This is a genomic window from Rhodococcus sp. OK302, from assembly GCF_002245895.1.
Lineage (GTDB): Bacteria > Actinomycetota > Actinomycetes > Mycobacteriales > Mycobacteriaceae > Rhodococcus_F.
Genome location: NZ_NPJZ01000001.1, coordinates 3,707,114 through 3,722,421, shown reverse-complemented (window position 1 = coordinate 3,722,421; position 15,308 = coordinate 3,707,114). Strand labels below are relative to the sequence as shown.

The following is a 15,308-nucleotide window of genomic DNA, read 5'->3' as shown; positions in this document are numbered from 1 at the left end:
TCCTGTCGATCAGGGGGCGGTGGTATCAGCAAAGAGCCCTGCCGCAGCCTCGACCTCGGAGCGATTTTGGGCGAACCAGTCGATGGTTTGTTTGATGCCGGTCTCTACCGGCACTGCCGGAGCCCAGTTCAATCGGTCGAACGCGCGTCCGATCGACGGTCTCCGCCGGGTGGGATCGTCGACAGGCAAAGGACGCCGAGTAATCGCCGACTTCGACCCCGAAAACTTCACAACAAGCTCAGCAAGTTCAAGCACCGTCAACTCTTCCGGATTTCCGAAATTGACAGGACCAGGCTCCGACGAATCGATCATCGAAACGAAGCCACGCACAAGATCATCGACATAACAGAAACTCCGCGTCTGCTGCCCGTCACCGAACACCGTGAGCGCTTCACCCAACAACGCCTGGACAATGAACGTCGACACAGCTCGGCCGTCGTCAGCCCGCATCCGCGGTCCGAATGTGTTGAAAATACGCATGATTCCAACATTCAACCCCCGCGACGCACCATACGAAGTGGCCAGTGCCTCAGCGAATCGTTTCGCCTCGTCATAGACACTCCGTGGTCCCACCGGGTTCACATTTCCCCAATAGTCCTCGGTCTGAGGATGAACCAACGGATCACCGTAGACCTCACTGGTCGACGCCAGAACAAATCTCGCCTGGTGCCCGAGCGCAAATTCGAGAGCGCTCAATGTTCCCTGACTACCCGTGGTGAGGGTTTCGAGGGGTCGACGAAGATAGTCCGGCGGCGAGGCCGGACTCGCGAGATGCGCGACGGCGTCGAAGTGTCCGTCGACATCGATTGCCGTGCGCACGTCGGCTTCAACGAAACGGAACCGATCACTCCCGAGGAGGTGCTCGATATTCGCTCGACGTCCGGAGGAGAGATTGTCGAGACAGACGACCTCGTCTCCGCGCGAGAGGAGAAACTCACTCAGATGCGATCCCAGAAAACCCGCACCGCCTGTGATCAAGATACGCATGATGCTCCTTGAATATTCTTCCGAGAGATCCTCGGAACTAAATTCACTATTCGAAATTGGCACTCGATTTCAGTGCCACGCATCAGGTGTCGGCAAACTGGCCGGCTCCGTTGTCGATTCGATTCGGGTTCAACGGAACGCCGAAGTAGTCACGAGTCGCCGGATCGATACCTGGAAGGAGAACTCCGGATCCGATCATCGGCGAGCCCGGACGCAGCTGAAACCCGGATGCGCTCGTGATCTGATCAGCTGTCGTGACCGCACTCGGTGAAGCCGAGTCTACAAGTTCCGGATCGGCGTCCGATCCGACGGCCTCCTCCGAGGAGGTCTCCTGACCAGTCGCGTTGCGCCATCCGTTCAGACTCTCGAAGTCCATACCCTCCCACAGGATCGTGGGCTGATCGGTGGATCCGAAGTAGTTGTTGCCGTAGAACGTCACACCATTTTCTGTGCTGTTCACGGAAACCACGACCGGTCCGCCATCGAGGGACAGAAAGATGTTGTTACGCAACACCACACTGTCGAGAGCGTCACCGATTCGGACCACCGGCGGCAGGGCTCCATCCGCCGCCGCTCCCATGACAACTGTGTTCTGGTAGATCTGGCCACCGACGATGCCGCCCGGTTGATCCCCGCCGGCAAGTCCGCCGAGAACCGTGATCCCGCCGTGGAATTCACCGCGCCGACTGTCGTTGCTGCTGATGTTGAAACGCACCACGTTCCGGGCATGCGCTCGATTCGAAGCAACACCGTAGAGCAGCAAGCCCGAACCGTCATTGTCGTATGAAAGATTATACTGGAGAACAGAATCCGAGACATTGAGATCCAAACCGAAACCGCCACCGTCAGCACCGCTCGTACGATTTCCGTACGAGAGACTGTTCTCGATAATTATGCGGGTCGAATTGTACGTCCAGATTCCGATGGGACCTTCATCCGCCGCGGACAGCGCACCGTTTCCGTACGCGGTTGACCGGTCGATCCGCCCAGTCTCGACACTTCCCAACACAATTCCGCTACCAGTATTCACAACTGCCGCGGGGTCTCCGGTGTTCCGATAGGCCGAAACTCCCGATACGTTGACATTGCTGTTCGCGTACACGGGCGCATCAGCGTCAAATTCAGGACCGTAGACGGTCAGTCCCGCAATCCTGTTGTCGTGCAATGAACTGTCACGCACCGAGACATTCTCGAATCCCAAAGCCTGTGGAGCAGAGCCGATTGCGATTCCATTCTTGCAGCCACTGACTTCGACACTCTCGATCACGATCCCGGCGAGCCGCTTGCGCTCCGGCAGGTCGTTGTACACATCGATTCCGTCGACGGACAAACTATCCGGTCCGCCCACCACGAGAAGGTCACGAACGGTCACGCCGCCGGTGTTGTAGATATCCACAGCAGGCTCGTTCGACACATCGAGAACTGCCCGACCGGTCCCGTACGACGCGATCACCACAGGCTGTTCCGGATCCCCGGCGTCATCGGCACCCAGACCCAGTTGGCCGGTGAAATGTTCACCACCAGCGAGTAGGACCTGATCACCCGGACGCAACTGCTGAGCTGTCACGCGATCGAGAGTCCGCCAGGCACGTGAGGGCGATCGCCCATCCGCCCGGTCATCACCCGACCCACTCACATAGAAAGTTCGCGATTCACTGAGCAATGATGTCCCCCGCGCTACGAACACGACACCCGCCGCCGCCCCCAACCCCACCAGAAGCAGGACGACCGCCGGCACGACAACACTTCGCCGAAGTCGACCAGTCATGCACCCACCGCGAACTCCCTGTCGGAGACTCTCGCCGGCACGCCGATTTCGGTCACCGTCAATTCCGGCCTTCCGATTCCGCGATACGTCCAGCCGGCCTTCTGCCACGGCGCCGGATCAAGGCAGTTGCGCCCGTCGACGAGCACCTTGCAACGGACCACCGTATCGAGATCGCGCGGATGCAGTTTTCGGAACTCTGCCCATTCGGTAAGTACCAGAACGGCATCGGCACCTTCACAGGCATCCCCGAGAGTTGAGGCGTAGCTCAATCCCGGGAATTGCAGACGAGCATTCCCCATCGCCATGGGGTCGTACACGACAACGTCCGCGCCGTGACGCTGAAGTTGGTTCGCGATATCGAGGGCCGGTGAGTCTCGCACGTCGTCTGAGTCCGGTTTGAATGCCGCACCCAGAACCGCCACCCGCGCCCCCGGCAGCGATCCGCACACTTCCCGTGTGACATCGATTGCGTGACTTCGGGATCGGGTATTGATGTCATCCACAGCCATCAAGATGGCCGACGCTCCCTTGGCACCCAACTCGTCGGCACGGGCGCTGAATGCCCGGATATCCTTCGGTAGGCACCCGCCACCGAATCCGACACCGGCACGAAGAAATTCACGACCGATACGCGGGTCATATCCGAGTGCCTCGGCCAGCATCGATACGTCACCGGCCGTGTGGTCACACACTTCCGCCATCGCGTTGATGAACGAAATCTTGGTGGCCAAGAATGCATTCGCTGCTACCTTGACCAATTCGGAGGTCGCGAAGTCGGTCACCAGGAACGGCACCCCGTCATCGAGCAGGGGCGCAAACACCTCACGAGCCACTGTTTCTGCACGGCTGGGATGCGCACTGTCGACACCGAGCACAAGCCGATCGGGTTTCAGGGTGTCATGGACAGCGAATCCTTCACGGAGAAACTCCGGATTCCAGGCGAGTTCGACGGTTTCTCCCGCCGGCGCCAGTTCACGAACGCGCGCTGCCAGGCGCTTCGCCGTTCCGACAGGCACCGTGGATTTACCGAACAGGACAGCCGGCTTCGTCAGCAATGGTGCCAAAGATTCGATCACTGCATCGACATGAGACAGGTCTGCGGCAAGACTGTCCGACCGCTGCGGCGTCCCGACCGCGATGAAGTGCACCTGAGCGAATTGTGCAGCCTCGCTGTAGGAAGTAGTGAATCGCAGCCTGCCCGCGGCAAGGTTTCGCTGAAGTAGTTCTCCCAAGCCTGGCTCGTAGAACGGCAGTTCTCCAGACCGGAGCATATCGATCTTCTTCATGTCGACATCGACGCCGACAACGTGATGGCCTAGTTCTGCCATGCACAGCGCATGTGTCGCACCCAAATATCCCAGCCCGAAGACGGCAATACGAACACTCATGAGACATCCCCCGAATTTTCCCCGCCATCAGCGGTAATACCGATGCGCGAACGCGACCGTCGGTCGAAATCGGCGACAACCGAACGGGAACGTCGAATTTCGCTGAACTGCAGAAGTTTTCAGCCATCCATCTGACACACAAACCTGTCGACAACAGGTAGCGCAGCACGCCCCCACGAGACATGTATGCACTACACACAATCGAGCAATAATTCAGTTCTAAACTAGCTGAATGATTGCGAGGGTGACGTTACGTCGCTCAATTTGAAAAAGCCAACACCCAGACAGTCGAACCCGCCCGGATCTTGCATCTCTGCAGATCAATGGACGGTTGTCCAACTCTTTGTCGATCGGATCAGTTTTGCCGTACAACCAGCATATTCACAATTAACTCTCAGCATCACGAACCCGAGAGGTCCGGCCCGCTATTGATAAATTGTGACCTTCGTCCCATTTCGGACGCCGCGTCCGGTTACTGTTCCAACACAAGAGCAATCAGGGAGCCTTCCCGAAGTCAGTTCACCGCTAACAGTTCTCCGGAAAAGACCAGTACAGGCAGTATTGAGGGTAGATCTGATGACCAATCGTGCCGGCAAAAACCAGAGCACGATTCCACGGGCCGGTAGTGCCGAAGGTCCCCTCGCGATTCGTCACAATCATCACAATTGTCACTCGTCGACTCGGGCGCCACATCGCGGGCACCCAACGGCCCGCGATGGTTAACTCTCGATAAATTTCTAGTTACCGAGATATGCAGACCGTCGAAGAATGCGGCGTGAACAAGAAACTCGAACGAATAGGGATCCGAAGTACCTCGCCAACCAGGGTGAAATCAGGGGTGAAATCAGGGGTGAGATTCAACCATATGATTGCTGTAGATGCACTCGAGGAATAGGGTCAATCCGAGCTCCGTAGCCGTCCCCAGTCACAGCCTCGGGTCGACTGGCTCCGATTCGAGTGCCAACACCGCAAAAACTGCCTGATGTGCGCGCCACAACGGATCACGATCGACGAGCCTCGAGACGGCTTCCATTCCAAGGGCATACTCACGCAGAGCCATGGACTGTTTGTGCCCGAGGTTGCGGTTACGCAAACGTGCGAGCGTCGACGGCTCCAGATAGTCGGCTCCGTAGATCAACCGCAGATAGTGCCGTCCACGAACTTTGATGCCAGGTTGGACTCGTGCGTTGTACCCTCGCGGTCCGTGAATCTGATTCGCAAGTGGTTTCACCACCATCCCCTCACCGCCCCCGTCCGTGAGCGAATCCCACCACTTCGTCGCCTGGGACACAGATTCTTCCGAATCGAGTTCGACAACGACGCGACGCGTAGTGGCAAATCGATTCGGATCCACCGCAACCAATCGATCCGCAACAGCGAGGTGCCATTCGTGATCGCGTTCGCCGTACCCCTGCCCTTCCGTGGCCAGGATTTGGAACGGCGCGACGCGAACACCATCCAACCCATCGGTGGGCCACACGTACTGCCGGTACGCCTCGCTGAATCGCTCGATGCTGGTCGCTCTGACCGACGTCAGTTCCGAAAGCTCCGACACATCCAACCCTCGGGATGCTGCCTGCGACAACACACCTGCCCGGGCACTGAGGTCAGTCCGGCCTGCCGCTCCCACAGCCGCATACTGATCACGCAGCAGCCCCTCAGCTTTGACGTTCCAGGGCAGCAGCTCACAATCGAGCAGCACCCAGTCCGTTCGCAGCTCTTCCCAGACTCCGGCCGCCGTAAGCGCCGCAGCGATATCATCCAGCAGTTGCTGGGTCAGGTCGTCGTCGAAGAACTGACGGCCCGTTCGGGTATGCACCATTCCGGTGAGTGAATCCGGTGCGTCGAATCGTTCACGCGCAACGGAGGCGTCACGGCACACGAGCACAACAGCGCGTGATCCCATGTGCTTCTCTTCGCAGATCACCGTCTTGATCCCGGCATTTCTGTACGCCTCGAATGCCGTCGACGGATGTTCCAGGTAGTCATCGAGCTGCGATGTCGCACAGGGCGCCATCGTGGGCGGTAGGTATCGCAACCACTGCGGTGCGACAGCAAATCGGCTCATCACTTCCAATGCACCGGCCGCGTATTCGGGGCGAACGGAGACGCGTCCCCGCAAAGCAGTCTCGACGCCGGTGGTATCGAGCACGTCCGCCAGATCCAGAACATCCGGCGCGCGGGTCGGCGGCGCCAACGGCACAACCGGCTGGTACCAGACCTGTTCAGCCGGAACCGATACGAGCTCACGCTCCGGGTATCGCAGAGCAGTCAACGCTCCACCGAACACGCATCCCGTGTCGAGGCACGCGGTGTTGTTCACCCACTCCACCTGATGGACCGGCGTGTGCCCGTAGAGGACTACGGCCGATCCGCGGTAGTCGTCAGCCCACGGATATCGCACCGGCAGCCCGAACTCGTCTGTCTCGCCAGTGGTATCGCCGTACAGCGCGAAGCTCCGCACCCGGCCCGACGCACGATTGTGGTAGTCCTCTTTCAATCCGGCATGCGCGACCACAAGCTTTCCGTCGTCGAGAACCAGGTGCGCAACCAGGCCGTCGCAGAAATCCACGACATCTCGCCGGAAATCCGCCGGCTCCGCTGCAAGTTGCTCGAGAGTCTCGGCCAGACCGTGACTTGTCGTCACCTTCTTACCGCGCAAGGCTTTCACTAGTTTGTTTTCATGGTTTCCTGGCACTGCAAGCGCGTGGCCGGCGTCAACCATCCCCATCACAAGGCGAAGTACGCCCACCGAGTCAGGCCCACGATCCACATAGTCGCCGAGAAAGAGCGCCGTCCTTCCCTGAGGCGGCACAGCATCTTTCGGTGCTCCGTCGGCACTGTAGTCAATCGTGTACCCGAGCTTTGTCAGGAGTGATTCCAACTCGCTTCGGCAACCGTGGATATCACCGATGACGTCGAACGGACCGTTGTTCGTTCGCAGATCGCTGCGCAGTGGCCGACGCACGAACTCGGCCTCGGAGATCGCGCCCTCCCCATTGAGAACGTGGACGGTGCGGAAACCCTCCTTGCCGAGTCCTCGGAGCGAGCGATTCAGCTGCTGGTGCTGACGACGGATGACGTCGCTCCCGAACGCGCGATCGGGGCGAGCTTCGTTGCGCGCGGAGCACACCGATTCCGGAACATCGAGCACTATCGCAACCGGAAGAACGTCGTGGTCGCGTGCAAGCGTGATGAGCCGCTTGCGGGCGGCAGGCTGAACGTTGGTGGCGTCGACAACCGTGAACCGGCCACGACGCAATCGCTTGGCGGCAACCAGTTCGAGCACCTCGAAAGCATCGGACGTTGCGTCCTGCGAATTCGGATCATCACTGACCCAGGCCCGAAACTGGTCGCTCGAGAGTGTCTCGTGCGGTCCGAAGTGATGCGCGGCAAACGTCGACTTCCCCGAGCCACTGACGCCGATCAGCACAACCAGGGCGAGGTCGGGTATCTCGTAAATCGTCATGACTCGCGTGCCTCCTTCGTAAAGATCGCCATCTGCGTCGGGCCGCCCAAGGCGAGATCAACTGATCCGACAAAACTGAAGTGCACCGAATATCCATGGGCCGTAGCGACGTCGGCGGCCCACTCCTCGAATTGCGCTCGCGAGAACTCGAACCGGTGATCCGGGTGGCGGAACTCCCCCTCGCCCAGTCCCGGATACAGCGCGTTGTAATCAGAGTTCGGCGTCGTCAGCAGTACTACCTGCGGGGCTGCGTCAGCGAAGACCGATCGCACCAATGCCGGCAGGCGCGTGGCATCAACGTGCTCGACCACCTCCATGAGAACTGCGGCATCAAATCCTTTGAGCCGCGAGTCGCGGTAGGTCGCCGACGACTGCATCAGCGACACACGTTCACGCTGAAAATCGGATAGTTCCGCGAGTTTCAACCGGCGATCTGCGCGGGCAAGTTCGCGAGCACTCACGTCGACACCCACCAGTCGATCGAACTGACCATGCGGCATGAGTGCTTCGATGAGCTTGCCCTCACCGCATCCGATGTCAATGACGCGTCGAACGTGCAACTGGCGCAACGCTTCGACGACGGCTTCGGTACGCAAACGAGCCAGCGGCGGTTCCGGACGCGGCAGCTCGTCCACAGGTTCCGCCGCGTCGGGAACAAGCCGGTCGACGACGGACTCCACCAAATCACGTTGACGTGCCAGGTAGCGGGACATGATCAATGACGCCTCGGGATGCGTCGCCAACCATTCGCCGGCGACACGTACGAGTTTGTCGGCCTCGTCGGATCCCACCCAGTAATGCTTGACGTCGTCGAGAACCGGCAGCAAAACGTACAGGTGCCGGAGGGCGCTCTGCACCGTATGTTCCCCGGTCAGCGTGAGCGATACAAAGTTGGAGTCGCCCCAGTCCGGCAGATGCGGATCGAGCGGTACCGGAATCGCCGTCACGTCCCACCCGAGAGGTTCGAACAATCGACGCGGCAAATCGACGTCACCACCCACCGGAACTACCGGGATCGAAACCGTCAGCGCCAGTTCGGCATCCACGAGTTCAGGATGGGAATTGCACGTCCCCGCCAACGCGGTCCGAAAAAGTTTCGACAGCGCCACCGCGAGGATGGACGACGCCGCATACGGTCGGTCATTGACGTATTGCCCCAGCGCAAAGCTGTCGTTGCCTTTTCCTCGCCGAGACCTGCTGTGCACCAATTCGATTGGGTCCACGTCGACGATCAGGGCAACCGTCGTCTCCTCCGGACCGGCATTCGGATACAACACCGTGGCTTTCCCGACGGACAAAGCGAAAGTCTGCACCTTGTCGGGGTGCTTGTGCAGGAGAAAACTCAACGCAGTGGCATCGGGGAACCGCGGGGTTGGCGTGGACGTCAAGGTGAGCAGCACCAGGCGACTGTATCCCGCGACCGGGAACCCACGCCTCCGAATTACCGTGGTCCGTCGCCTTTAGAACAAGGTCAGCGCAGCCCCGGCACCGACAAGTTCACGTTCGATACGCGGCGCCGGGGCAACGCGATGGCTGGATTGCCCGCCTAATCCGTGACGTTCCACCAACGGATCTACACGCTTCTTCAACCACTGCTTGTACTCCGGCGTGACGTAGGCACCCCGACCGTACAGTTCACGGTATCGACGAATCAACGCGGGATGTTCCTGAGCGAGCCAGGTCAGGAACCACCCGCGAGTACTCCCCCGCAGGTGCATCGGAAAGACCGTCACCCCGGTAGCACCGGCCTCGGCAAGTGCGGCAAAAAGTCCGTCGAGGTGCTCGTTGGAATCCGTGAGAAACGGGATAACCGGCGCGACCATCACGTTGCAGGAGAATCCGGCGTCGGTGATTGCTCTGATCATCTCCAGGCGAGCCCGCGGCGAAGGCGTGCCAGGTTCGATCTCCTTCTGCAAGACGGGATCGTTGATTGCCAGCGAGACTCCGATTCCGACGTCGACCTGCGTGGCAGCCATTTTCAGCAGCGGAAGATCCCGCCGCAGCAGTGTTCCCTTGGTGAGGATCGAGAACGGTGTACCGGATTCGGTCAACGCACGAATGATGCCGGGCATCAACCGGTAACGCCCCTCCGCACGCTGATACGGATCGGTATTGGTTCCCAATGCAACCGGCTCCTGCTTCCACGACTTTCGCGCCAGTTCCTTGCGGAGGACCGCAGCGATATTGGTCTTGACCACTACCTGCGAATCAAAATCATGACCGGCATCGAGGTCGAGGTATTCGTGGCTGGGCCTGGCAAAACAATAGCGGCACGCATGGGAACAGCCACGAAAAGCGTTGACGGTGAAGCTGAATGGAAGAGTGGATTCCTCAGGTAACTTGTTGAGGGCACTCTTGCACAGCACTTCGTGGAACGTGATGCCCTCGAACTCCGGGGTCTGGACCGAACGCACCAAACCAGCGCGCTCGAGCCCAGGCAACGCCCCGTCGTCCGCATCCAGCGATTGACCCGACCACCTCATAGCCCAAGTCGAACACTTGTTCTAGGATATGTCAATCGCTCGAGTTCAAGCGGTTGTCAGGATGACAAGCTGCTGAGTCGCTCGGGTCATCGCCACATAACGATCGACTGCCCCTTCGATACCTGTGCCGAACGAATTCGGGTCGATGAGTACTACCAGGTCGAACTCGAGTCCCTTCGCGAGTTCCGGGGTCAACGACCGGACACGAGACGTCCCGACGCGGAAATCTCCCGCGCCGATGAGGCAGGCAATCCCTTCCGAATTCGCGGCAAGCCACGAATCGAGGATCGAACCCAATTCCGAAACAGAACCATGGACGACGGGGACGCCACTGCTCCGGACCGAGGTCGGGACGTTGGCGTCCGGAAGCACGGCTCGGATAACCGGCTCGGCTTCTGCCATAACCTCTTCCGGTGTCCGGTAGTTGATGTTCAGGGAAGCCAGGTTGATCCGGTCGAGCCCGACCCGCTCGAGCCGTTCCTTCCACGACTCCCTGAACCCGTGCCGAGCCTGTGCTCGATCGCCGACGATGGTGAAACTTCGGGACGGACAGCGGAGCAGCAACATCTGCCACTCCGCGTCGGTCAACTCCTGCGCTTCGTCCACGACGATGTGCGCAAACGGGCCGGCAAGGCGATCTGGGTCGGCGTCAGGCAGTGAAGCTTCGTCGACCAGCATCTCCTGCAAGTCCTGCTGCCGCAGCTGCGTCATCAAACCTTCACCGTCGCTGTAGACGTCCGACGCGATCAAATCGTCGATAACGCTGGACCGCTGCTCACGCTCAGCAGCAACAGCAGCGATCCGCCGACGGTGACGTCGCGACGCCTCCGGGTCCCCGAGCCGCTGCCGCGCTGCGTCCAGAAGCGGAAGATCGGACACGGTCCACCGCTCGGTACCGACGCGTTGCAACTTCCGAACGTCCTCCGCACTGAGCCAGGGAGCACACGAGCGTAAGTAAGCGGGAACCGACCACAGGTCGCCGACGAGGTCGGCTGCTTCGATGAGCGTCCACGCATTCTCGAGCACTTTACGTAGCTCATCATTGCGCTGCAACGATTTTCGGAGTTGAGCAGTCGGAGCTGCCCGGCACTTGTCCGTCAGAATCGTGAGCAACAGCTCCCAAATCTGTTCGCGCGCTTCGTTGTGCGGTGTACCTGGTTCCGGGGCTCCGAACGCCTCGGCCCAGTCATCGGCACTCAGCCGGATATCCGCCCAGTCGGTCTCGACCGTCATTCCCACGGTCGGCGGCTGCTCGTAGAACCTGACGGCCGTCTCGATCGCCTTCACCATGTCCGCGGACGACTTCAGTCTGGCCACCTCCGGGTCCTTCTCCATCAGGGCGCAAGCGCCCTCGTCGACAAGGTCACGCACAGTGCACAGCTGCACACTGTCCTCACCGAGGCTGGGTAGAACGTCCGCGACGTAGGCGAGATAAGGCTCGTGCGGACCGACGAACAGCACGCCGTGACGCAGTCGCGCGTCGGAATACAGCAGGTACGCAGCGCGGTGCAACGCAACGACGGTCTTGCCCGTGCCCGGACCACCGTCGACGACGAGCGCACCACGCGAGCCTTCGCGGATGATGGCGTCCTGGTCGGATGCGATGGTCCCGAGCACATCTCGCATTCGTGGTGACCGGCTACTGCCCAGGCTGGCGATGAATGCCGACTGGTCGTCGAGCGCCGCCGATTCCTCGAACCCGATCAGTCCCTCGGCGGTGAACACCTCATCCCAGTAATCGCTGATCCGTGCCCCGCTCGATTGCCCCAAGCTCCAGCGGTATCGGCGACGGCGCGCCAGACCCATCGGATTGGCGTGGGTCGCCCCGAAGAAGGGCTCGGCCGCCGGCGAGCGCCAGTCGACCAGCAGTGGATTTCCCGCACGGTCGAGGAGGCCTTGACGCCCGATGTACACAGGTTCGGGGCTGTCCGCGCTCACGATGTGCCCGAGGCACAGGTCGAGACCGAATCGGCGAAGGGTGCGCAGCTGGGCGCTGAGCTGATGGACCATCAGGTCGCGCTCCATGACTTCCTGGCCCAAGCGTCGAGGAGCCTTGCGTTCGGTATCGATACGTTCGGACAGGTCGGCAATGGCCCGCTCGAGGTTCTCGGCGATGGCCGAGAAGTGCTGCTCGTCGCGGGCGATCAGAACCGGATCAGCCTTGCGCGCGAGTTGATCGGGAAGGTCGAACACACTGTTCATCATCAACTGCCATTTCCTTGGATTGCGGCCTAGGTCAGCCATTCTGCGGCACCACCCCGGCCTTGCCGCAAGTCCACCAGTGGGCTATAAATTGAAAGTGGAAAGGGTTGCTAGCTCGCCCTTCCCGGTCTGGCAGAATCTGGACTATGTCGAACAGAATCAACATCTCGTCCGGTTCCGAATGGGAACCCAAGATCGGTTACTCGCGCGCTGTCCGCATCGGCAACCAGGTCGCAGTATCCGGCACAACCGCCCCGGGCGAAACCCTCGAGGACCAGACTCGTGCGGCTCTCCAAACAATCAAGTCAGCGCTCGAAGAAGCGGGCGCGACTCTCGGCGATGTCATCCGCACCCGCATGTACCTGCGCGATATGTCGCAGTGGGAGCAGGCTGCACTCGCTCACGGCGAGGTCTTCGGCGATATCCGTCCGGCCACCACGATTCTCGAGGTCAGCTCGCTGATCGATCCCGCTCTGCTCATCGAGATCGAAGCCGACGCAGTCCTGAGCTGATCGTTCACCCAGCACCGCCGAGTGAACGAGCCTAGTGTGAGCGGATGAATTCGAGTCGGTTCACACCTCTGGCGATCGCACTCGGCATCTCGATCACTCTCCTCTCGCCCGGTTTCGCAACAGCGGAACCGGGCGAGAATCTTTCGGTCGCCTGTGGAACTCCGTTGACTCCCGGCGACGTCGCGAAAATTGCCGACCTCAGCGATGTCACAACTCTGCGCGGCGAAGGCCTCGAACGCCTGGAAACAGCCGTCGAACGCCATCACCAAATCACGACAATCCTTGTTTCCCATCATGATTGGCGCGGCCTGTTCTCGATCGGACTCGACGCCGTCGAACACGACGCTGTAATGCCCCTGCAACGCGATCCAGCGTCGTTCGCCGATAGACAATGGGCACATTCGGTGAGTTACGAACTACTTCGCCGCTATCTCGTCAACATCCATGCCGAATTTACCGGCGCACCGACGGATCCCGCGTGGAGCAACTATTTTGCCTTAACGCACCAATGCGGCGTCAGCCCAGCACGAGTCGCCATGGCCGGATACAACGCGCACCTCACTGTCGACCTCGCACATGCCGTCGAAGCCTCCGGTACACAGCCAGTCGACGTCCCGGACTACTACAAGATTGTCGATTCCATTGCAGTCAAAGGTGGTTCGATTGTCACGGAGACCAAAACCGAATACAACGCCGATCTGGGTCCACTGTGGCGGTTCTACTTCCTCGGTGAAGGCCTCGACAAACTAGCCGGCACATCCGAACCGTCACAATTGCTCTTGCGCGCCGCCGACAGCGGATACAACACCATCACATTGGCCAACGGATTCGCACTACAGAATCCACAGACCCGCGCCGGGACCGAACAGGAAATTGACTCGTTGTGGCGCACCACCGATGCTGCACTCGGCATCCTTTCGCAGGTCGGCGGTCTGTGACACCACAGTAAAACGCCAATAAATCGGACATACCTGCAACAATGAGTCCATGACGGGGCACGGACCGCGAACAGCAACACCGAACCCTGCCATGCGTCCGGTGCGAGATTTGCTGCACGGACCGGCAATTATCTGCTCCGGGGAAACGTCCATTCGCGAAGCAGCAACCCTGATGACCGAAGCCGGCCGTCGCGCCGTCGTGATCCCTACAGACACAAGCACTTACGGGATTTTCACGGAGGGCGATCTGCGCGTTCGCGTGGTTGTCGGCGGAATCGACAGCGCACTACCGGTGTCCAGTGTGATGACGCCGTCAGCGGTGACAGTCGATCCGGAACGCCTCGGAGTCGACGCCGTCACCGACATGCTCGAACATGGATTGCGCCACCTTCCTGTTGTCACGGCAACGGGGGCAGTCCTGGGTGTGCTCGAATTGAGCGACCTCTTGACGTCGGCAACAAATCAGGGTTTCCAACTCCGGGCCCAACTTGCCACTGCCCCGGACGACGCCGCGCTGATCACCACTGCTCGTGCTGTCCCGGAACTGGTGACCGCCCTGGTGGCGTCGCGGGTCTCACCTCTCGACATCAGTGCAACGCTGTCGGTTCTGATCGACGTGACGGTGAGGCGTGCGATCGAACTGGTAGTCGGCGGCGGCGAAAGCCCCGACTTTGCCTGGCTTTCACTGGGCAGTGTGGCTAGACGTGAGGCACTCCCCTCTTCGGATATCGACAGCGCACTCGTGTGGGGCGGTGAATCGCACCGCGACGGTGCCGATGCGGCAAAACGCATTCACGACATCCTCGACCGATGTGGCTTCCCTCGCGAATTTGCCAGCGCGGGAACGCAGGCCAGATTCGCCCGCACGCTTCCCCAGTGGCGAGAGGCATTACGAAAATGGGTGTCCAATCCCTACCAGGACCATGCCCTCGTGATGCTGTCGATGTTGGCAGACGCTCGGGTTGTCGCGGGCGACCCCACCCTCGACCCGCGAGCCTCCGCGCTCGACCAATTGCGCCTGCATCCTGCCGTCATGCGGCTACTCCTGCGAGAAGCAGTGGGCCAGAAGGCGAAACTGCATTCACTACGTGACGTTATGACCCGCCACACCGGCACTGTCAATCTCAAGACCACGGCCGTCCAACCGATCGTGAACATCGCACGCTGGGCCGGCATCTCAGTCGGTGCACGAACCAGTACCACTCTCGAACGGTTGAAAGTGGCCGCGGACAACGGTTTCCTGCCCAGCGACGACGCCCAGGTCCTCATCGAATCCTTCGAGGTTCTCCAGCAAATCCGTGTCCGACACCAGACGGAGCAGTTCGCGGCCGGGAACCCGCCCAACGACGAGATCGTGATCGCCGATCTCACTCCCCTCTCACGCAACCTGCTCGGCAACGCTATTCGGGAAGTTGCCGGCGTTCAACGACGCCTCGAATACACGGCATCGGCGTCGGCCATACCCGACATCGAACCATGAATTTTGGTGCGGTGATTACGCCACAATCAATCCGATTGTCCGTTATGTTCCTTTTCGGTGGTTGCCTTGTGTAGCCACTGC

General features: G+C 60.3%; 10 protein-coding genes. 3 read left to right on the top strand and 7 right to left on the bottom strand.

The window, feature by feature from the left end:
- Positions 1–9 precede the first annotated feature (9 nt).
- The 7 genes from BDB13_RS17055 to helR form a co-directional block, all read right to left on the bottom strand.
- Positions 10–987 (bottom strand): UDP-glucuronic acid decarboxylase family protein, encoded by a 978-nt coding sequence (locus tag BDB13_RS17055; protein WP_094272679.1) that lies wholly within the window; start codon positions 985–987, stop codon positions 10–12.
- Positions 988–1,069: 82 nt separating this feature from the next.
- Positions 1,070–2,755, bottom strand: coding sequence for a hypothetical protein (locus tag BDB13_RS17050; protein WP_094272678.1), 1,686 nt, complete (start codon positions 2,753–2,755; stop codon positions 1,070–1,072).
- A complete protein-coding gene (locus BDB13_RS17045; RefSeq protein ID WP_094272677.1) occupies positions 2,752–4,143 on the bottom strand; it encodes a UDP-glucose dehydrogenase family protein in 1,392 nt (463 codons plus the stop codon). The genes BDB13_RS17050 and BDB13_RS17045 overlap by 4 nt, the downstream gene beginning before the upstream one ends.
- Before the next feature lie 925 nt (positions 4,144–5,068).
- Positions 5,069–7,612 carry a polynucleotide kinase-phosphatase gene (locus BDB13_RS17040; protein ID WP_094272676.1) on the bottom strand — a complete coding sequence of 848 codons (2,544 nt, stop codon included), beginning with the start codon at positions 7,610–7,612 and terminating at the stop codon, positions 5,069–5,071.
- Positions 7,609–9,012 carry a 3' terminal RNA ribose 2'-O-methyltransferase Hen1 gene (locus BDB13_RS17035; protein ID WP_094272675.1) on the bottom strand — a complete coding sequence of 468 codons (1,404 nt, stop codon included), beginning with the start codon at positions 9,010–9,012 and terminating at the stop codon, positions 7,609–7,611. Before BDB13_RS17035 ends, BDB13_RS17040 begins: the two co-directional genes overlap by 4 nt.
- Positions 9,013–9,072: 60 nt before the next feature.
- Positions 9,073–10,095, bottom strand: coding sequence for an Rv2578c family radical SAM protein (locus BDB13_RS17030; protein WP_094272674.1), 1,023 nt, complete (start codon positions 10,093–10,095; stop codon positions 9,073–9,075).
- A gap of 45 nt (positions 10,096–10,140) precedes the next feature.
- Positions 10,141–12,300, bottom strand: a complete 2,160-nt coding sequence (gene helR, locus BDB13_RS17025; RefSeq protein WP_094272673.1) for an RNA polymerase recycling motor ATPase HelR — start codon at positions 12,298–12,300, stop codon at positions 10,141–10,143.
- A gap of 143 nt (positions 12,301–12,443) precedes the next feature.
- On the opposite strand from helR, the gene BDB13_RS17020 reads away from it, so the two are divergent.
- From BDB13_RS17020 to BDB13_RS17010, 3 genes are read left to right on the top strand one after another with little or no spacing between them, the layout of a single operon-like run.
- Positions 12,444–12,809, top strand: coding sequence for a RidA family protein (locus BDB13_RS17020; RefSeq protein WP_094272672.1), 366 nt, complete (start codon positions 12,444–12,446; stop codon positions 12,807–12,809).
- Between the two features lie 44 nt (positions 12,810–12,853).
- Entirely contained in the window at positions 12,854–13,747 is an 894-nt protein-coding gene (locus BDB13_RS17015) for a DUF5995 family protein (RefSeq protein WP_094272671.1), read from the top strand.
- Between the two features lie 49 nt (positions 13,748–13,796).
- Positions 13,797–15,227, top strand: a complete 1,431-nt coding sequence (locus BDB13_RS17010; protein WP_254922844.1) for a putative nucleotidyltransferase substrate binding domain-containing protein — start codon at positions 13,797–13,799, stop codon at positions 15,225–15,227.
- Positions 15,228–15,308 lie beyond the last annotated feature (81 nt).

Excerpts from the sequence above, each read along its gene's own strand:
- BDB13_RS17010 (WP_254922844.1), top strand. The coding sequence starts at position 13,797 with ATGACGGGGCACGGACCGCGAACAGCAACACCGAACCCTGCCATGCGT.
- BDB13_RS17030 (WP_094272674.1), bottom strand. The coding sequence starts at position 10,095 with ATGAGGTGGTCGGGTCAATCGCTGGATGCGGACGACGGGGCGTTGCCT.
- BDB13_RS17020 (WP_094272672.1), top strand. The coding sequence starts at position 12,444 with ATGTCGAACAGAATCAACATCTCGTCCGGTTCCGAATGGGAACCCAAG.
- BDB13_RS17050 (WP_094272678.1), bottom strand. The coding sequence starts at position 2,755 with ATGACTGGTCGACTTCGGCGAAGTGTTGTCGTGCCGGCGGTCGTCCTG.
- helR (WP_094272673.1), bottom strand. The coding sequence starts at position 12,300 with ATGATGAACAGTGTGTTCGACCTTCCCGATCAACTCGCGCGCAAGGCT.
- BDB13_RS17015 (WP_094272671.1), top strand. The coding sequence starts at position 12,854 with ATGAATTCGAGTCGGTTCACACCTCTGGCGATCGCACTCGGCATCTCG.
- BDB13_RS17045 (WP_094272677.1), bottom strand. The coding sequence starts at position 4,143 with ATGAGTGTTCGTATTGCCGTCTTCGGGCTGGGATATTTGGGTGCGACA.
- BDB13_RS17040 (WP_094272676.1), bottom strand. The coding sequence starts at position 7,612 with ATGACGATTTACGAGATACCCGACCTCGCCCTGGTTGTGCTGATCGGC.
- BDB13_RS17055 (WP_094272679.1), bottom strand. The coding sequence starts at position 987 with ATGCGTATCTTGATCACAGGCGGTGCGGGTTTTCTGGGATCGCATCTG.